17 protein-coding genes and 1 pseudogene are annotated in these 19,173 nt (G+C 25.9%); all 18 read right to left on the reverse strand.

What is annotated here, in order from left to right; translation table 11 throughout:
* A pseudogene (locus GFJ41_RS09655) lies at positions 1 to 351 on the reverse strand (signal recognition particle-docking protein FtsY); the annotation flags it as partial.
* Positions 352 to 360: 9 nt separating this feature from the next.
* A complete protein-coding gene (gene smc / locus GFJ41_RS09660; protein ID WP_170075213.1) occupies positions 361 to 3,918 on the reverse strand; it encodes a chromosome segregation protein SMC in 3,558 nt (1,185 codons plus the stop codon).
* A 26-nt stretch (positions 3,919 to 3,944) separates the two neighbouring features.
* Positions 3,945 to 5,015 (reverse strand): elongator complex protein 3, encoded by a 1,071-nt coding sequence (locus GFJ41_RS09665; protein WP_170075214.1) that lies wholly within the window; start codon positions 5,013 to 5,015, stop codon positions 3,945 to 3,947.
* A gap of 1 nt (position 5,016) precedes the next feature.
* Positions 5,017 to 5,718: a ribonuclease III gene (gene rnc, locus GFJ41_RS09670; protein WP_148549811.1), complete on the reverse strand. Its 702-nt coding sequence runs from the start codon at positions 5,716 to 5,718 to the stop codon at positions 5,017 to 5,019.
* A gap of 225 nt (positions 5,719 to 5,943) precedes the next feature.
* Positions 5,944 to 6,393, reverse strand: a complete 450-nt coding sequence (locus GFJ41_RS09675; RefSeq protein WP_170075215.1) for a CD1247 N-terminal domain-containing protein — start codon at positions 6,391 to 6,393, stop codon at positions 5,944 to 5,946.
* A gap of 90 nt (positions 6,394 to 6,483) precedes the next feature.
* The gene (gene efp, locus GFJ41_RS09680) at positions 6,484 to 7,041 is read right to left on the reverse strand and encodes an elongation factor P (protein WP_170075216.1); all 558 of its coding nucleotides are present in this window, start codon (positions 7,039 to 7,041) and stop codon (positions 6,484 to 6,486) included.
* Between the two features lie 22 nt (positions 7,042 to 7,063).
* Positions 7,064 to 8,131, reverse strand: coding sequence for a M24 family metallopeptidase (locus tag GFJ41_RS09685; protein ID WP_170075217.1), 1,068 nt, complete (start codon positions 8,129 to 8,131; stop codon positions 7,064 to 7,066).
* A complete protein-coding gene (aroQ, locus tag GFJ41_RS09690; protein WP_332840796.1) occupies positions 8,121 to 8,573 on the reverse strand; it encodes a type II 3-dehydroquinate dehydratase in 453 nt (150 codons plus the stop codon). Before aroQ ends, GFJ41_RS09685 begins: the two co-directional genes overlap by 11 nt.
* Positions 8,574 to 8,622: 49 nt before the next feature.
* Positions 8,623 to 9,129 carry a shikimate kinase gene (locus GFJ41_RS09695; RefSeq protein ID WP_170075218.1) on the reverse strand — a complete coding sequence of 169 codons (507 nt, stop codon included), beginning with the start codon at positions 9,127 to 9,129 and terminating at the stop codon, positions 8,623 to 8,625.
* Complete coding sequence (locus GFJ41_RS09700) at positions 9,126 to 9,653, reverse strand: hypothetical protein (protein ID WP_170075219.1); 528 nt, start codon at positions 9,651 to 9,653, stop codon at positions 9,126 to 9,128. The genes GFJ41_RS09695 and GFJ41_RS09700 overlap by 4 nt, the downstream gene beginning before the upstream one ends.
* Entirely contained in the window at positions 9,643 to 10,065 is a 423-nt protein-coding gene (locus GFJ41_RS09705; protein ID WP_170075220.1) for a hypothetical protein, read from the reverse strand. Before GFJ41_RS09705 ends, GFJ41_RS09700 begins: the two co-directional genes overlap by 11 nt.
* Before the next feature lie 21 nt (positions 10,066 to 10,086).
* The gene (locus GFJ41_RS09710; protein ID WP_170075221.1) at positions 10,087 to 10,584 is read right to left on the reverse strand and encodes a hypothetical protein; all 498 of its coding nucleotides are present in this window, start codon (positions 10,582 to 10,584) and stop codon (positions 10,087 to 10,089) included.
* Entirely contained in the window at positions 10,581 to 10,949 is a 369-nt protein-coding gene (locus GFJ41_RS09715; RefSeq protein WP_170075222.1) for a type II secretion system protein, read from the reverse strand. Before GFJ41_RS09715 ends, GFJ41_RS09710 begins: the two co-directional genes overlap by 4 nt.
* Positions 10,942 to 11,793 (reverse strand): shikimate dehydrogenase, encoded by an 852-nt coding sequence (aroE, locus tag GFJ41_RS09720; protein ID WP_170075223.1) that lies wholly within the window; start codon positions 11,791 to 11,793, stop codon positions 10,942 to 10,944. The genes GFJ41_RS09715 and aroE overlap by 8 nt, the downstream gene beginning before the upstream one ends.
* Before the next feature lie 138 nt (positions 11,794 to 11,931).
* Positions 11,932 to 14,214, reverse strand: a complete 2,283-nt coding sequence (locus GFJ41_RS09725; RefSeq protein ID WP_170075224.1) for a sensor histidine kinase — start codon at positions 14,212 to 14,214, stop codon at positions 11,932 to 11,934.
* A gap of 31 nt (positions 14,215 to 14,245) precedes the next feature.
* Entirely contained in the window at positions 14,246 to 16,618 is a 2,373-nt protein-coding gene (locus GFJ41_RS09730; RefSeq protein WP_170075225.1) for a PAS domain-containing sensor histidine kinase, read from the reverse strand.
* Between the two features lie 124 nt (positions 16,619 to 16,742).
* Positions 16,743 to 17,393, reverse strand: a complete 651-nt coding sequence (gene sigK, locus GFJ41_RS09735; protein ID WP_021429616.1) for an RNA polymerase sporulation sigma factor SigK — start codon at positions 17,391 to 17,393, stop codon at positions 16,743 to 16,745.
* 79 nt (positions 17,394 to 17,472) lie between these two features.
* Positions 17,473 to 19,170 (reverse strand): peptidoglycan D,D-transpeptidase FtsI family protein, encoded by a 1,698-nt coding sequence (locus GFJ41_RS09740; protein ID WP_170075226.1) that lies wholly within the window; start codon positions 19,168 to 19,170, stop codon positions 17,473 to 17,475.
* Positions 19,171 to 19,173 lie beyond the last annotated feature (3 nt).

Raw genomic sequence — 19,173 nt, forward strand, 5'->3', positions numbered from 1 at the left:
TTCTACTTCTTCTACTTCTTCTACTTCTTCTACTTCTTCTACTTCTTCTACTTCTTCTACTTCTTCTACTTCTTCTAGCGAAGTTTGTTCAATTTGCTCTTCATTGTCAATATCTATTATTTCTTCTTTATTTTCTGACTCTTCATCTAAATGATGTTTTTCTTCTAATTCAAAGTCTGCACCTTCAACTACAGTTTCTTCTTTGTTTTCTTCTTCAGACTCTACTAGTTCTTCTTTTTGCTCTTCTTCATCAGTAGCTGATTCTTCACTAACTTCATCGATTTGAATATCTTCTTCAACTACAGTTTCTTCTTCTTTTTTCTTTCCAAATTTGAATAACTTCTTAAACATTTTGCCTCCTTATATTATATCTTCAGTTAATTTTTTAGCTTCTTTTAGATCTAGGCTTATTACCTTAGAGATTGCTTTTTCTTGCATTGTAACTCCATATATATAGTCTGCAACCTCCATAGTACCTCTTCTATGAGTTATAGATATAAATTGGGTATCTTTAGATAGTTCTTTTAAAAACTCTCCAAATCTATATATGTTTGCATCATCTAGTGGGGCTTCTATTTCATCTAGTATACAAAACGGAGTTGGCTTAGCTAATATTATTGAAAATAATATACTTATTGCAGTAAGTGCTTTTTCTCCTCCTGATAAAAGATTTAAATTTTTCATTTTCTTACCAGGTGGTTGAGCTACTATTTCTATGTCACTTTCTAGAATATTATCTTTATCTACTATTCTAAGTTCTCCATTTCCTCCACCAAATAATTTTTTATAAACAACTTTAAAGTTTTCATTTATTAAGATAAAGTTTTCATTAAACTCTCTTTTCATATTTTCTTCTAGTTCTTTAATAAGTTTATATATAACTTCTATAGATTCTTCTAAATCTTTCTTTTGTTCACTATAAAAATCATATCTTTCTTTTATTTCTTCATATTCTTTTATAGAGTCTATATTTACATTTCCAAGACTTTTTATTTGTCTTTTTAGGTTTTCTAGCTCTTTTTTATCAATAACTACAGATTCATCTTTTAATGCCTTTGCTTCCTCTAAACTTAATTCGTATTCTTCTATAAGTTTAGCTATATAATTTTCTTTAGATGATCTTAGTCTTTCTATTTTATTTTCTATCTTAAATAAACTTTCTTTAATTTCTATATACTGTCTATCTATATTTTTAGATTCAGTAGTTATAGCGTCTCTATTTTTCTTAATAGAATCTTTTTGTTCTTTTTGCAGACTTAATTTTTTATTTTCATCTATAATTTGATTCTCTAAGTTTTCTTTTTCTGAAGTTTCAATTTTAATCTGATCTTGAATTTTAACAGTATTAGATTTACTTTCTTCAAGTTGTTCTTTTGTAGTTCTAAGGACATCATTTTGTGATTTTATTTCTTTTTGAATTCTATCTATATCCTTTATTGTAGCTTGGTGAATTTGATTTAATTTAGCACATTCTATATTTAAATCGTCGAATCTGCTTTTATCTACTTCATAACCATCATTTATTTCTTTTAATTTTGAATTTAATGTGTCTATTTCATTTTTATTTAACAGATGCTTTTGTTCTATTTCATTTATATTTTCTTTTAATGACTTAGTTTTTGTTAGTGTATATTCTAAATTTTCACCTAAGCTTAACTTCTCATTTTCAAATTTATTTAAATTATTATTTAAATTTAAAACTTCGTCATTTGCGCTTTTTATATTTGCATTAATAACAACTACATTTTTATCACTTTCACGTAATTCATTATTTATTTTTTCGATTTTTGTAAGGTTCGAATCTATAGAGCCTCTTAAACTAGTTTTTTCTTGTTCTAATGAATTTAGTTTTTCTTTTTCTTTTTCTATATTCTCTTTAAACTCTTCTATCAATCTTTTTCTTGAAAGTATATTTCCATTAGTTCTTACTGTTCCTCCAGTTAAAGATCCTCCTGGATTTAGAATTTCTCCATCTAAAGTTACAACTTTATATCTATGGTTAGTTTCTCTAGCAAACTTTATAGCTTCATCCATAGTTCCTATAACTATCGTTCTTCCTAAAACATTTTCAATTATATTTTTATACTCTTCATCAAACTTAACTAATTCACTCGCTATGCCTATGTATTTAGTACTGCTTTTTATTGCATTTTTATCTATTTTATTAGATTTAATTATATTTAAAGGTAAGAATGTAACTCTTCCTAAATTATTTTTCTTTAAGTAATTTATAGCACTTTTAGCGCTATTTTCATCTTTAGTTATTATATTTTGCATATAACTTCCAAGCGATGCTTCTAGTGCTTTTTCATATTTTTGACTAGATGATATAACCTGACCTAATGCTCCATATATACCTTCTAAATTTTTATTCTTTAACACTTCTTTTACACCTTTATTAAATCCTTCATAGTGCTTTTCCATATCAGTGTATATGTTTAATTTAGAGTTATATTCATTTATTTTAAGTTTAGAGCCTTGTATATCACTACTTATTTTGTCATATTCTATTTTCAGAGAATTTACCTTTTTATTAATATCTTCAAATTCTTGTTTTAAGTTTTCTATTAAACTTAATTTTTCTTGTTTTTGAGAATTAAATTTTGATATTTCATCTTTTTTATTACATATATTTTTTTGTATATGTTCTATATCTATATCTATAGTTTTAGTTCTATTTTCTATATTCTCAATATTTGCATTTAAAGTAGATAGTTTATTTGCACTATTTTGTTTAATATCTAGTAAGTTTATTATTTCATCTTTTAAAGTTTCAATAGTCTGACTTACTTTGTTTATTCTTTCTTTTTTATCTTTATTCTTTATTTCAACTTCGTCTATTTTATTTTCTATATCTTTTAAATTTTTAAAAGCATTATCTTTACTTTCATTTAATTTTTTTAATTCTAAACTATCATCACTTATTTTTTTGTTTATATAGCTAATTTCATTTGTATATCTTTGTATATCACTGTTACAATTTTTTATCTTTTCATTAAGAACGCTAAGTTCTGAATATTTTTTGTTTATTACACCTTTTATAGTGTTTATATATTCAATAGTCTTGTTTATTTTAACATCAATTTCTTCAAGTTCCTCATCACAATCAGTTATAGATTTTTCTAAAGTTTCTTTTTTAGATTTAACCGAAACCATTTGATCTTTCAGCACTTTATCATGATTCAATGTTTCTTTTGCTTGAACCTCTAATTCTTCAATTTCACTTATATAACTATTTACTTCAATCTTTTTTAACTCTTCTTTTATTTCTAAATATTTTATAGCTTTTTTCTGTTGAGTTTCTAAAGGTTTTAACTGATTCTCTATCTCAACATATATATCTTCTATTCTATTTAAGTTTTCTTTTGTATTCTTTAAGTTTCTTTCCGCTTCTTGTTTTTTATATCTATATTTTGATATTCCACAGGCTTCATCAAATACTTTTCTTCTATTTACAGGGTTATTACTTAAAATTTCATCAACTTTACCTTGTTCTATTATAGAATATCCATCTTTACCTATTCCTGTATCTAATAGTAATTCTTTTATATCCTTTAATCTACACGACTTATTATTTAAGAAAAACTCACTTTCCCCACTTCTGTAAGCTCTTCTTTTTATAGTAATTTCACTATATTCTATGTCTAATTTTTTATCACTATTATCTATAGTTAATGCTACCTCACAGTAGTTCATTGCTTTTTTTGTGTCTGTTCCGGCAAACACTACATCTTCTAGCTTATCGCCTCTTAAACTTTTTATACTTTGCTCCCCTAATACCCATCTTACTGCATCTGATATATTACTTTTTCCACTTCCATTTGGACCAACTATAGCTGTTATACCTTCGTTAAAAAGCACATCTGTTTTAGTTGGAAAGGATTTAAATCCTTTAAGTTCTAATCTTTTTAAATACAATACCTTTCTCTCCCTTCAAAATAAAACTAAAGGTTGTATATATCGCTTAATTTCATATATATATCTTTTGTATCAAACTTTATAGTTTTTTCATCATCTAATACAAATTCTAATTCATTTATATCTAAATTTGCTTCCTTAGTTTTTAATAAAACATCGTATTTTTCTTTTATTTCTATTACATTAGATTTTTTATTTCCTAATATTCTAGATACATTTCTTTTGTTAACTAAAACTACTAATTTTTTCTTAACCTCATATGTTTTAATTAAGTGTTCAATAAAATCTCCATACATCTTACTTTCAACTAACTCTCTATAAGCTGGATGGTATGGGCCTGCAAGAACTTCTTTTCCTATTGCTATATCTTCAGTTGCTTGCAATCCAACTCTAATTACATTTATATTGTTTATATAAAATAAAACCAAAACTTTTTTTACTATATCTATACTTTTCTCAAGTGTAAATGAATTATATTTGCCTTCCTTTAATAGCTTTTCAAGACCTGTCTCTTTAACTACTAAAGTAGGATATACTCTTACGCAATCCGGTTTTAATTCTATAAATTTTTTTGCTGTTTTTATGCATTTTTCTTCTGTGTCTGATGGTAACCCTACCATCATCTGTAATCCTAAATTTATACCATAATCCTTTATAAGCTTTGAGCTTTTAAATACATCTTCATCACTATGACCTCTTACACTATCTATTAATACTTTCTCATCTAAGGATTGAACTCCTAGTTCTATAATACTTGTTTTGTATTCTTTTAGCATAGTTAGTATTTCATCATTTATACAATCAGGTCTCGTAGACATCCTTATATCATCTACGATATTTTTATCTACATATTCCTTAGCTACAGAAAGTAAACTTCTTTGAACATCCATATCTATAGCAGTAAAACTACCTCCAAAAAATGCAATTTCAATACTTGCATCTTTATCTATTGTAGTTAAATATTCTTCAATTATATTTCTTACATCTTCACTTGTAATATCTGTGCTTACTCCAGTAATTTTCTTTTGATTACAGAAAATACAATCATGAGGGCATCCCCTATGAGGCACAAATATAGGTATAATTCTCTTTTTCATATTAAATCATCCTTCTTAATGCTTGTTTTGCAGCTGATTGTTCTGCCTCTTTTTTGCTCTTACCTTCTCCTCTTCCTAAAACTTCACCGTCTAAAGTAACTTCCATTACAAATCGTTTATTATGGTCTGGTCCAATTTCTTCCACTAAGTTATATGAAATTATACTTTCACCTTTACTTTGTACAACCTCTTGTAAATGAGTCTTATAGTCTCTGAAGATTCTTCCTTTTATAGAGTCTTGAATTATAGCTTCCATGTGATCTAATATAAATTCTTTTGCATTTTCAATTCCGCCATCTAGGTATATTGCAGCTATTACAGCCTCAAATGCATCGGCTAGTATAGATATACGATCTCTACCTCCCGTAGCTTCTTCTCCTCTTCCTAAAAGAATGTGGCTTCCTAAATTTATTTCTTTAGCAACGTCACTTAAAGACTCTTCACAAACTATATTGGCTCTTAATTTTGTTAACTCACCTTCTGGTAAATCCTGTTCCTTTTGGAATAAATAATCACTTATTACTATTCCTAGCACTGAATCTCCTAAGAATTCTAATCTTTCATTGAATAAATAAGATTTATTCTCATTAGAGTATGAACTATGTGTTAATGCCTCTAATATAAATTTTTTATTTTTAAATTTATATTTAATAATATCTTCAAATTTTGATATATTAACTAATATACTTGATTTTATTTTCATTTATTTACCTCCATTTAAATATCTATAGACTATAGTGTACTATTTTTCTAAAATTATTGCAAAACATAATATAAACTTTTTTACGCTCAAAATATATAATATTAGCATAACTAAGAGTTATAAGTTATCCATTATTTTTTAGTAAATGTAATTTAATTAGGCGTAAAAAAGCCTATGAATCTTATATAACTTCATAGGCTCTATAAATTCTTTACTTATACAGTTTTATTTTTCCTCATGACAATCGCAATCACATATACATTCATCTGAGCATTCACACTCATCTTCTGATGATAATATAACCGCTTGACAATTAGGGCATACTATATCTATGTCTTCATTATATAGTAAGTCCTCATCTATCTCTACAAAATCATTACAATTAGGGCATTCCATTTCTATGTAGTTATATTCTTCATCATCATCTTCATCGTCTTCATCGTCTTCATCTTCTTCGTATATATCATCTTCTATATCTGATAAATCTTCGTCTATAGATTCTACATAATCTATAAGTTCTATTTGTTCTTCTTCTAATTCTACTATTGCATCTGCAAAACTTTCTAAAACATCTACTATTTTATTTATTATTTTGCCTTCTTTTGTTTCTTCACTTATTTCTAATCCCTCTGCAAGACCTTTTAAGTATGCAACTTCTTCATATAAATATTTCATTAAAACCCCTCACTTTCCTTATTTTTTTGTATAAATTTAAAAGCCCATATATCTATTATTAGATATATAAGCTTTTATATTCATAAATTATTAAACTCTTGATAAATATTCTCCAGTTCTTGTATCTATCTTTATTCTATCTCCTGTATTTATGAATAAAGGTACTTGAACTACTGCACCAGTCTCAACTGTAGCTGACTTAGTAACGTTACTTGCAGTATCTCCTTTGATTCCTGGCTCTGTTTCAACTATTTCAAGTTCTGCAAAGTTTGGAGCTTCTACTTGGAATGGTTGCCCTTGGTAGAATCTTATTGTTGCAGTTTCATTTTCTTTTAAGAATTTGATTGCATCTTCAACTTTTCCATAGTCTAGTGGTATTTGTTCGAAAGTTTCGTTATCCATAAAGTAGTATAACTCACCATCGTTGTATAGATATTGCATTTGTCTAGTGTCTATATGAGCTTTAGGGAACTTGTCACTTGGGTTAAAAGCTTCTTCTCTTATTGCTCCTGTTTTTAAGTTTCTGTACTTAGTTCTGACAAACGCAGCACCTTTTCCTGGCTTAACATGTTGGAAATCAACTATTAAACATGGTTGACCATCCTTCTCAAACGTTACACCTTTTCTAAAATCACCTGCTGTTACCATATGTGTCCCTCCATAATTATACTTAAAATTCTAATTCTATTAATTCCTTTGGTGATGAATTTAATACTTCACATCCATCTTCTGTTATTATAAGTAGATCTTCAATTCTTACACCACCAAAATCTTCTATGTATATACCTGGCTCATCACTTATAACCATATTAGGCTTTAATAACTTTTCTCCTAATGTATTAACATTTGGAAGTTCATGTACATCAAGGCCTATTCCGTGTCCTAAGCCATGACCAAATTTATCACCATATCCTTTTTCAATTATATATTGTCTTGCGATATTGTCAAGTTCTATTCCACTCATATTAGCTTTCGCAGCTTCTATAACCTTTAATTGAGCTTCTAATACTATATTGTATATTTCCTTTTGCTTTTCATTAGCTTTTCCTACAACTATAGTTCTTGTCATATCTGAGCAATATCCATTATATACACATCCAAAATCTATTGTTACGAAATCGCCTAACTCTATAACTTTATCGCTAGCTACTCCATGAGGCATAGATGATCTTTTTCCTGATGCTATTATAAAATCAAATGATACTCCAGTTGCACCTTGTTTTCTCATGAAAAACTCAAGCGCTAAAGCTACGTCACTTTCCTTCATTCCTGGCTTAATAAATCCTAATATATATTTAAATCCATTATCTGCAATTTTAGAAGCTTGTCTTATAACCTCTAATTCTTTTTCATCCTTTATAGCTCTTAAATCTAGCATTAATCCTTTTAATGGAACCATTTCTGTACTAGATAAAGCTTCTTTATAATTTGAATATGTTGAAAAACTCATTTTATCATCTTCAAATCCTAGTCTTTTCATATCCATTTCTTTCAAGAAATTTGTGATTGGGTTTGTTCTAGATATTTCAACTATTTCAAAATCCTCTGTTTGATTTTTAGCTTGTTGTGTATATCTAAAGTCTGTAAATAATATGTTTTTTTCTTTAGTTATTATTATAGAACCAGCAGTTCCTGTAAATCCAGATATGTATCTTTTATTTTTAGACTCTTCAATTAAAATTGCATCTAAGTTTAATCTTTCCATCTCTGCTCTTAATTTTAAAACTCTATTTTTCACCTATACCCACCTCACAATTTATTATTGCATTTACCCCTAAAATATATCCATAAAATCCAAATCCTGTAATTTGTCCTATGCACGCACTAGCTGTTACGCTTTTTTGTCTAAACTCTTCTCTTTTGTGCACATTTGATATATGTACTTCTACTACTTTAGTACTAATAGATTTTATGGCATCTGCTATAGCATAGCTATAATGTGTAAACGCTCCAGGATTTATAATAATTCCATCAAAATTACAATTAGCCTCATGTAATTTATCTATTATACATCCTTCATGATTACTTTGAAAAAATTCAAAATCAATAGTATCTTTAAATGTTTGTTTTATGCTATATTCTAAATCTTCTAATGTATTTTTCCCATATACATCAGGTTCTCTTTTTCCTAACATATTTAAATTAGGACCATTAATTATTAATATTTTTATAGCATCCACCAACCTTTTGATAAAAACTCGTTTATACTCTATATAATAACATATTTTGTTAAATATAAACAAGTATCTCCCTAACTACTTGGGCTATATTTTTATCATCAATATTTATTTTGATATCTGAACATTTTCTATATTTTTCATATCTGTGATTTAATAGTTCTTGGATATAGTTTTTTAAATCATTTATATCTTTTAGTTTTGGTCTTTTGTCTATTTCATTTTCTAAATTGTTAACTATAGTATTAACTTTTCCATCTAACCATATTACAGTTTTCATATTTTTTAAAACTTTAGCACTTCTTTCATTCTCTATAATCCCACCCCCAGTAGATATTATAGTATTTTCTAGACAAGATATTTCTTTAAGTAAGTCTAATTCTTTCTCTCTAAAATATGCTTCTCCATGTTCTTTGAAAATTTGGTTTATTGTTTTATTTTCTTTTTTTTCAAGCTCTAAATCCATATCTAAAAAATCCATATCTTTAAGTCTAGCTAATTCCTTTCCAACGGTAGTCTTTCCAGTCCCCATAAATCCAATTAAGATTATATTTTTCATATAAGTTCTCCTATATCATCATTGTATATTGAAAATTCAATGCAATGTTTTTGTTTATTCTTAGATAGTTCTAATTTTATATTAACAATTCTACCATCTTTTTCTTTAGATATGTATATGTCATCTATATAATCTCCTACTTCATATCCTGATTTGTATCCCATTCTCTTTATAAAAAGCTTCTTAGTTTTTTTATTTAAAAATAGTTCATCACAGTCATTGCATTCCAAATTTGTTTTGGATTTATAGTAAATAGATTTTACTTTTGTAAATTCAAACTCCTTACCAGTTAGAATTTGACTATTTTCTGTTTTTACATCAGTTATTTCTATATCTCCACTTAGCTCTTTTTCCATATGCTTTTGAATTTCTAAACCCTGCTGTTGTATTTCTATACTACTGTAAATTCTTTTGTACATATTCATTGAAGTAAATAATAAACTGTATAATATAATTAATACGATACTCGTTATTAACATAGATATTGAAATTTCTAATATAAGATAACCCTCTCTACGTTTCATATATATCCTCTTTTAATAAAACTCTTCCACTAAATGGAATTATAGTTATTTTTATTTTTCTATCTTTAGAATCAATTATTATGGTTTCTCCTTTTGAGCTAAGTGTTCCATCTGATTTGAATTTTATTGTTGGTGATGGATATGATAAACTCGAATTTTTAGGCAGGTATACCGTTTTCACTATGTCGGTATTTTCTTTTATTACATATCTAGGATTATCTTGTGTACTAATATTTTCTAGAAAAACACTAAGATTTCCATTTGAATTCATACTTCTAACATATCTTATATCTCCTACTAGCTGTCTTGTAAAAGAATCAATTTCATATTTTTGTGATTTTTCTTTTGGAAAACTTATTATTAATATAGTCATAATTATTCCTATACCTATTACAACTTCAACTAAAGTCACATTCCTTCTCTTTTCATATCTCTAAGTCTCCTTATAATTATATTTGAATACTCTCTTTTCATTTTTTTCGGTTGATTTAATATTTATTTTCACTGAGCATATAGCAGTCTTTTTAAAGTTGTTATCTTCTTTTTTCGATTCTATATCTAATTTTATATAACCATCGTCTAGGTAAATGTCATTATTTACAACTCTTATTTTTAATTGATTATCTCCCATAGATTCTATAGATTTTATTATTTTTATTTTGTTATTTCCTAAAAAGTGATTTTTAAAATTGCATTCTAAATCATTCTCTTCTATATTATTTTCAATTAAATTATTAACTTCTTCTACAATTTTGCTGTATCCTAAATTCATGCCTCCTTTTACCTCATATTCCATCTTCACTGACTTTTCCTTTGTAGAAACTATATCATTATTTGTTTTAACCAGTTCTATACATCCTAAGCATATACAACTTAATATAAAGCAACACAATAATGTTACTACCATCACTGATCCATTTCTTTTTTTCATGTTCTCACCACATAACTATCTATCATCATTTCTTTCTCTTCACAACTAACACAAACAGAAACACGATAACAATTAAAGTAATCTCTTTCTTTTATCACTTCTGATTTTACAGTGTATCCTTCAATATTTTTGCTAGTCCTTTTAAATAAATTTTCTTCTTTATTGTTTTGAATTACATACTCTATGCTACACATTTCTTTTTTTGCCAAATTTATCATTTTGCTTGTATTATATGATTTCTCCAAATTAAAAACACTAGTTGAAAATATGCTTACAACTAGTGATGCCATTATTCCTATTAAGCTTAAAGATACAATATTCTCTAAAATTAAATATCCGTTCCTCTTATGTTTATAGTTATACATTTTTTAGTATATCCTTTAACTTTTCATGCTCATTTGCATAAATACCTGTCCATATATTAAATCCTTGTATAGCTTGATTTATAAGCATATCTATTCCATATACAATATCAAATTTATTTTTTTTAGCCCAAGAAATAAATTTAGTTTCATGAGGATTATAAACAATGTCACATACAAGTATATCTTTATTAATTAAATTGATGTTTTCATCGATTGGACAACTATCTTTATCTTTATCCATTCCAATAGGCGTCGTATTAATTATTATATCTATATTTTCTAAATCATCTTTAGTTATTTCATCTGTTGAAAATTTTGAATTTATACCAAAACTATCAATTAAAACATCAGATATTCCTTTAGCGTTTTTTATACTTCTATTTCTTAAATTTATCTCTTTAGCTCCACTTGATGCCATTTCTATAGCTATACTTCTAGCAGCTCCTCCCGCTCCTATTATTAAAACTTTTTTATTGTTAATATCATAGCCCTTGTCTGTTATTGATTTTACAAACCCAACACCATCAGTATTGTATCCAATTAACTTTCCGCCTTCATTTTTTACAGTATTTACAGCTCCAATCAATAAAGCATTCTTATCTACTGCGTCTAAATGTTTAATTATTTCCACTTTATGCGGAATAGTTACATTGCATCCTTTAATACCTAAAGCTTTAATTCCTTTTATAGCATTTTCCAATTCATCACTTTTAACATTAAAGCACATGTATTTCATATTCAGATTATTTTTTTTTATTAAATAGTTATGTATATTAGGTGAAAAACTATGTTCAACAGGGCTTCCTATTAAACATAATAAATTAGTCTTTGCATTTATATCCATAATTACCTCCTGTTAGCTTTTATTTCCATTTGTTATATATATTATACAGCTTTGATTGTTCTTTTTTAAACTCAAAATAGGATATCTCAAATTTAAATTTGAGATATCCTATTTTAGTAGCTCAAGCAAAGCGAATTTTTATAAAGCATTTATCATAGAGTATTCAGCGTATATAGATTCTTTATTTAGTGTGCAAATTTTCTTTTCATCATAGTCTAAACTTTCTTTAATATCTAGGTTTATATCTATCTCTATACTATTTTTATTTTCAACTATATTTATTGCACCTCCATAAATATTAATTATAGATTTTGCAACTTCTACATTCATGTTTATATTATCTCTGGATTGATTGTTTAGACATATGTCTTTGTCATATCCTCCTATATTTTTTATATATATATTTAAGCCTTTTATATTATCTAAAAGCTCAATATATATAGTACTATTTTGTTTTGACTGTTTTATCAATTTACTAAAAAGTAGTAATATTATTCTTTCTATATCATAAGGATCTACTCTTACTAGCTTTTCTTCTATATTTGTATCAAATATAAATTTTATTTTATCATCTATTGAATATTTATTAATTTCAATTATTATGTCTTCAACTAAACTTACAACATCATAACAATCTACTTCTGGTTTGTAAAAATCAGCTTCTAATTTAGTTAATGTCATTATATTTTCTATAAGTCTTAGAGAAATATAACTTTGTTTTTTTACTGAATTCGTAACAGCAGCTATCAATCCGCTTTCATTACTTAAAATCTCATCTTTGAAAACAGATTGAATCAATTGATTAGATGACATTATTAAATTTAATGGAGTTTTTAATTCATGCGACATATTTATAAAAAAATGATTTTTTTGTTTATATTCTAGTTTTTTCTTAGCTATTTCTCTTTCTATATTTTCAGCCTTAATTTTTTCAGTTATATCATTCATTATCCCTATACATGTCATTTTATTATTTATTTCCAGGGTAATTCCCCCTAGTTCTACATCTATATATTTTCCTTTTCTATTTTGTATCTTATGTCGCATAAATTTGACATCTTGTCCAAATTTATTTAAAACCCAAGAAATGTCTTTAATTATATGGCTATCATTAAATTCATTTAAACTTTCAAAACCTGACATATTCAAAAGCACTTCATTTACATAAGTAGTTTTTTTATCTTCAAAATCATATATATATATTCCTTGAGGAATAGCATTAACTAAAGATATGTAGTTTTTGGCACTTTGTTCTATGCTTTTCAAAAGCACATTATACTCTGTAGTATCCCTTATTATCGCTATATCTTTTTTTATATTGTTTTCTTCAAAACTAGCTTTATTTATATTTAAGTATTTTTTAGTATCTTTATTTAAATATCCTTCAAAACCTCCTTTTGATTTTGTATTTAAAATAAAATCTTTTAATCTATCTTCATATATGTCTATGTCTAAATTATTATTATTGTTGTATGTAATTTCATTATCCCTTGTTACCACAATAGTATGAGGTATAGTTTCTATAGTTTTTTTATACTTTATTTTGTTATAATTAATTATTTTCTGTGAATATTTTTTATATGTTATATCAGTCATTATACATATAACTCCAATTATTCGATTGTTCACTTTTAATGGAGTATACTCACAGTCAAAATATCTATTGTCTTTGCTAATTATCTCTCTATTTAGCTTAATCCCTATATCATATACCTTTTGCACATCTAATAATACATCCGTACTGTTTTCTATACTCTTATTTAAAAAATGTGAAAACTTTATTTTGTAATTGCAACATGAGTATTCTTTCCAAACATTTGAAAAACTGCTGTCTTCATTTGAAATATATCCGTACTTATCTATTAAAATTACACACTTGTTATTTTGTTCTAATATTATATTTAAAATTTCTTTTTTATTGTTTAATATATCCAATAGTTTTTTTGTTTCTTTTTTGCTAGTTTTTAAATTGTCACTTTTACCTTTAATTTTATTTTTAAGAATCTTTAAATCAATTACTAGATGACTATTCTTGTCTCTATCTTTTTTTGAATATCTACTTAACACTATAAAAAACAATCCTATACTTATAAATGCATTCATTACTATGTTAAACTGTAAAAAATTTTTATTTAAAAATATTGTTAATAAAGATATTAAACACAAAGAGCCTATTTTAAGCTCTCTGTATTTGTATTTTTTAATATTAAAATTATAAATAGATTGTATAACCATAAAACTACTAATAGTAGCAGCCATATATAAATATGGTGATTGCTTTAAATTTATAAAATTCAAAACTATAGATATTATCAACATTGAACTCATGAAAACTTTATTTTTTCTAGCATACGAGGAAATATAAAATCCACTAGCTAGTAAAATTGATATATTTAATATATATATCAGCTTATATCCCATAATTTACGCCCCCTATGTATTTATGGCCTTATTAGAAATATATATCAGCAAACTCTATATGCATATTTTCAAATATAGAATCTTTTAATACATTTGTATCAACTAAATTTTTTTCATCTATATTTTCAAACTCTTTTAATGAGATTATAAACTCGCTACCTTTACCTTCCTCACTATTTACATTTATATCCCCACCTTGTAATTTTAAAAATGCTTTTACTAAGGTTAATCCAACTCCACACCCTTCTGTATTTCTAGATAAGGTTTTATCAACTTGTCCAAACTTAGTGAATATAAATTTCAATCTATCTTTAGGTATCCCTACTCCATTGTCCTTAACAGCTATATTTATAAAATCATTTTTTTTGTATATATATACTTCTATCAAGCTCCCAATTTCACTAAATTTTATAGCATTAGAAATTAAATTTAAAATTATTTTTTGAACTTTATCTAAATCTATTTTTAAAATACTATAATTTATATCACTATTAAATTTAATATATACACCTTTATCGTTTAAATAGCCATTCACACAATCTACGATATGTTTTGTAAGATTTATAATGTCACAGTACACAAATTCAACGCCGCAAACTCCATTTTCTACATCTACAATTTCATTCATGTTGTTTATAACTCTTTGTAATCTATAACAGTTTTGTTTAACTAATTTTGTGTAATTTTCTATATGTTTGGAGTTAAATTCAGATTTATTTTGTTCTAATATCTTATTCATATTAGCTACATTATTTATAGGGTCTTTTAGTAATTTAGATGTGTTTATTAAAAATTCATTTTTTACATGATGTTGAGCATTTACTAAATCGAGTTCTTTTATAGCTTCTAAAACTCTTTCTTCATTTTCTAGCAGTCTTACTATAGCTAATAACTGTTGTTCTTCTTTTCTATCTATTATAGTTATACTTGCAAAACAACTTTTACTTTTATCTATTTCATACCTTTTAGTTTCTCCATAGTATTCATTGGAAATATAATCATTTATAAATTTATTTATGCTATCCATTTTAACTTTTTTTAAAATTTTTATCATGGATTTATTTTGATATACATAGTCTTTACTGTATTTATCTATAACTACAATTCCGTCTGGTAAATTTTGTGCTAGTGCTCTATATGTTTTTTGATTTGCTTCTAATTGCTTAAGTGCTTCTTCCATTTCTGTTATGTCTACAATTATACTCAATAAAATATTTGAATCGTCAGTTTCTATTTTTGTAGTTATCAATTCTATAAAAACGTTATCCACAGTTTTAAATTTATTTATGCATTTGCTTACTTTTCCAAGTTTTACTTCTTCTAAACTTTCATTTAATTGATTTATTTCATTCATGTGTATTTTACTTTTTAAATTTTCTAAGCTAATATTTTTTCTATTATTTTCTATTTTTAATATTTTAAATGCTGAGTCATTTATATACTTTATCCCATTCATATCATGAATTATAACTCCATCAGTTAAAACATCCATAAGCTTTCTATATTTTTCTTCACTATCATTTAGTTGCTTTTGAATTAGAGTACTTTGTGTTATATCATTAAATATACATATTTTGATTTCTTTATTTTCTCTTATTTCTTTTGTACATATAAACCTATATACCTTTTCTTCTTTATCATACAAGTTTATTGACTCAAAACTATTTATTCCTACTTTATTAATCATATCTATACACTCTTGCCCATTTTTAAAATTAGTGCATAAATAATTTAAAATATTAACCTTATTTAGATTAATATTTCTCCAAGAATTCTGATTACAGTAAATCATATTATTTTTTTCATTTAACATAACTATAGGCATATCAGACTCTTCAATAGATTTGTTTATATTTTTTTCTATTTTTAACGTATCTTCTTTGTATTCAAATTGTTTTACTGCTTCATTTTTTATATTTAAGTTTAGTACGCTTATGTTTTCATTTAATTTTTTTAGTTTTTGTATGTTTTCATCGAGTTTTTCTTTTTTAATTTTCATATTATCTAGTATAAAAAACTTGCATATAAGTAAATTCATTAAAATACTCAAAGATATATATATATTAAAGTTAATCCCTATATAAATTAAACTTATAATATTTAATGTCACTATAGATATAAATTGTATGTTTTTAATCTTTAATTTGTGCCTTATAAAGCAAAAATACATAGATTTTATAAACGTGTATACAGCTAATATATACATATCTATTTTTGTAAATTTATAATTGTTAGAAATTATATATACATATATCAAAACTTCTACAAAATATATAAAGTTTATATATTTTGTATTTTTAATTTTTTCAAAAAAACCTATGTATATACCATTTACGAGTGCAGCTATCATAATGATTAAGTTTATATCCAAGATTCTCCCAAAATTACTTGTATAATTAATCATATATTCCCACCTTTTATCCCTTAATTTACTATTTACAATTATATTAGCAGATACTTTCCAAATATTTTGTCATTTCTTGAATAAGCAAAAAAATAATTTTTATTTCTTAAGAGCAAAAAAAGCCTTAATTAAGGCTTTTTTCACATTTTAATTCTTTTCTTAACTTTTTCAATGCTCGTTTTTCTATTCTAGAAACATATGATCTAGAAATATCCAACTTTTGAGCAATTTCTCTTTGTGTTTTATATCCAAGAGGAGTTAATCCATATCTTAATTTTACGATTTCTCTTTCTCTTGGACTTAATATATTTTCCAATTTTTCATAAAGCTTACTGATTTGAACCTTTAACTCTACTTGGTCTAAAATATGGTCTATATCAGTACCAAGTACATCAATTAAACTTATTTCATTACCTTCCTTGTCAGTGCCTATAGGATCTTGTAATGAAACTTGCACTTTATTTTTCTTGTTAGTTCTTATGTTCATTAATATTTCATTTTCTATACATTTTGACGCATACGTAGCTAATCGAGTTCCTTTTTCCACGTTATAAGTTTCTATAGCTTTTATAAGACCTATTGTCCCTATAGAAATAAGATCATCTTGATCTTCAGTTGAGTTATTATATTTTTTTGCTATATGCGCTACTAATCTCATGTTTCTTTCAATTAATACTTCCTTAGCTGATTCATCTTTTTCTAATTTAAATTTAGTTAGATAATTATACTCTTCTTCAGGAGTTAAGGGTTTTTCAAAAGATTTTAATATAGTCAATCAGGCCACCCCTTTCTTCCTTCCATGTCATTTTAAATTATATGAAAGTGGCCTGATAAAATTGCTTGTATAAAAAAATTTATTTTAATATAGTTTCACAAATCTCTTTAAATAAAGGTGTTGCAGGCTTGCTAGAATCCTTCGTACCTTCAATTATTACAGTTATTGCATATTTAGGATTTTCTTTAGGGTAAAATCCTGTTACCCATCCATGTGTTATTATTTTTTTGCCCATAGTTTTATCCGCATTTTCTACATTGATAGTTGCCTGAGTTGTTCCTGTTTTTACTCCACTTCCTTTTTCTAATGTAGCTAATTCTTTTGCAGTTCCTTCACTCGCTACGGACTTCATCATATTTTTTATTTTACTTACAATATATGGAGATATATCTCCTTTATCTTCCTTCGTGGACCTAAATGCCTTTACGATTTCCTTTTTATTGTTTATTATACTGTCATAAATTTGTAAAGGCTTATATGTTCCATTGTTGGCAATCACTTGCGTCATTTGGTTAACTTGAAGCGGTGTAAACATCATTTGCCCTTGACCAATACATAAGTTAACTATATCTATTTCATCTTTTATAGTTCCGCTTTTTTCTCCATATATATCAATTCCTACTTCCTGATCTAAATGAAGTTTTTTAGCAGTATCCATTATCTTTTCTTTACCTACTTTAAGCGCTATATCTAAAAATGCAGTGTTACAAGAGTTAGCAAATGCTTGTTCTAGAGTTAAGGTTCCATGTCCCTCCAATTTATTACATTTTAGAACTCTATTATGTACTTCTGAAGATCCTGTACATGTATAAGTGTAATTTTCATCTACTACTCCTTCTTCTAGTGCAGCATATAAAACTACTATCTTAAATACAGAACCAGGTGCATACATATATTTTATAGCTCTATTTTCTAATTCTCCATTACTCATCTTTAAATATTCACTTATAGAATCTCTATCAAAATTAGGCCTAGATGTCATAGCTAATACTTCTCCACTTTTTACATCAGATATAACTACTGAGCTTGGATTTTGTTCTTTATCTACTAGCTTTTCTAATTTTTTTTGAATATCATAATCTATAGTTAACTTTAAATGTCTATCATCTTTGTTCTTTTCATTTACTTTTACACTACCATCTAGAACTCCAATTTTTTTGTTCTTACCTGCATTACCTGAACTTCCAGCTTTAAATACTTCTACATAGTCTAAATTTTTATCTTTTAATACGTCATCTTTACTTTTTTCAATACCACTTACTCCATTACTATCTTTATCTATGTATCCTATAGTATGAGCTAGTATATCTTCATCTGAATACCTATATGTCTTTTTGTCTATTATTATGTTTTCCTTTTCCAATCTACCTTTTAAGTTATCATTCATTTTACTTACTTTTAATTCAACTATTGGTGAAACTGGATTTTCTTGTATTTTTTCATATATATGGGAGTTATCAAGCCCTGTAACTTCTTGTATTAATTCCATATATCCATCATCCACATTAATTTTATCTTTTTGAATTATTATTATATCTTCACTTTTAGTATCTGTTATTTTTTTATTGTTTCTATCATATATAGTACCTCTCCCTGAGCTTAAGTTTATGCTAGAGCTACTCTGATCTCTAACACACTTTTTATAAAAGTCAGAATGTGTAATTTGGATGTCTACCAATCTATATATTAAAAATCCATAAATTAATATAAACAATACAAATATAGAATACATTCTGTTTTTACTTGTATATTTTATTGAACTCTTTTTTCTAGACATAAA

This window comes from Paraclostridium dentum, assembly GCF_012922555.1.
Taxonomy (GTDB): domain Bacteria; phylum Bacillota; class Clostridia; order Peptostreptococcales; family Peptostreptococcaceae; genus Paraclostridium; species Paraclostridium dentum.

Excerpts from the sequence above, each read along its gene's own strand:
- GFJ41_RS09665 (WP_170075214.1), bottom strand. The coding sequence starts at position 5,015 with ATGAAAAAGAGAATTATACCTATATTTGTGCCTCATAGGGGATGCCCT.
- rnc (WP_148549811.1), bottom strand. The coding sequence starts at position 5,718 with ATGAAAATAAAATCAAGTATATTAGTTAATATATCAAAATTTGAAGAT.
- GFJ41_RS09675 (WP_170075215.1), bottom strand. The coding sequence starts at position 6,393 with ATGAAATATTTATATGAAGAAGTTGCATACTTAAAAGGTCTTGCAGAG.
- efp (WP_170075216.1), bottom strand. The coding sequence starts at position 7,041 with ATGGTAACAGCAGGTGATTTTAGAAAAGGTGTAACGTTTGAGAAGGAT.
- GFJ41_RS09695 (WP_170075218.1), bottom strand. The coding sequence starts at position 9,129 with ATGAAAAATATAATCTTAATTGGATTTATGGGGACTGGAAAGACTACC.
- GFJ41_RS09700 (WP_170075219.1), bottom strand. The coding sequence starts at position 9,653 with ATGAAACGTAGAGAGGGTTATCTTATATTAGAAATTTCAATATCTATG.
- GFJ41_RS09710 (WP_170075221.1), bottom strand. The coding sequence starts at position 10,584 with ATGAAAAAAAGAAATGGATCAGTGATGGTAGTAACATTATTGTGTTGC.
- GFJ41_RS09715 (WP_170075222.1), bottom strand. The coding sequence starts at position 10,949 with ATGTATAACTATAAACATAAGAGGAACGGATATTTAATTTTAGAGAAT.
- aroE (WP_170075223.1), bottom strand. The coding sequence starts at position 11,793 with ATGGATATAAATGCAAAGACTAATTTATTATGTTTAATAGGAAGCCCT.
- GFJ41_RS09725 (WP_170075224.1), bottom strand. The coding sequence starts at position 14,214 with ATGGGATATAAGCTGATATATATATTAAATATATCAATTTTACTAGCT.
- GFJ41_RS09730 (WP_170075225.1), bottom strand. The coding sequence starts at position 16,618 with ATGATTAATTATACAAGTAATTTTGGGAGAATCTTGGATATAAACTTA.
- GFJ41_RS09740 (WP_170075226.1), bottom strand. The coding sequence starts at position 19,170 with ATGTCTAGAAAAAAGAGTTCAATAAAATATACAAGTAAAAACAGAATG.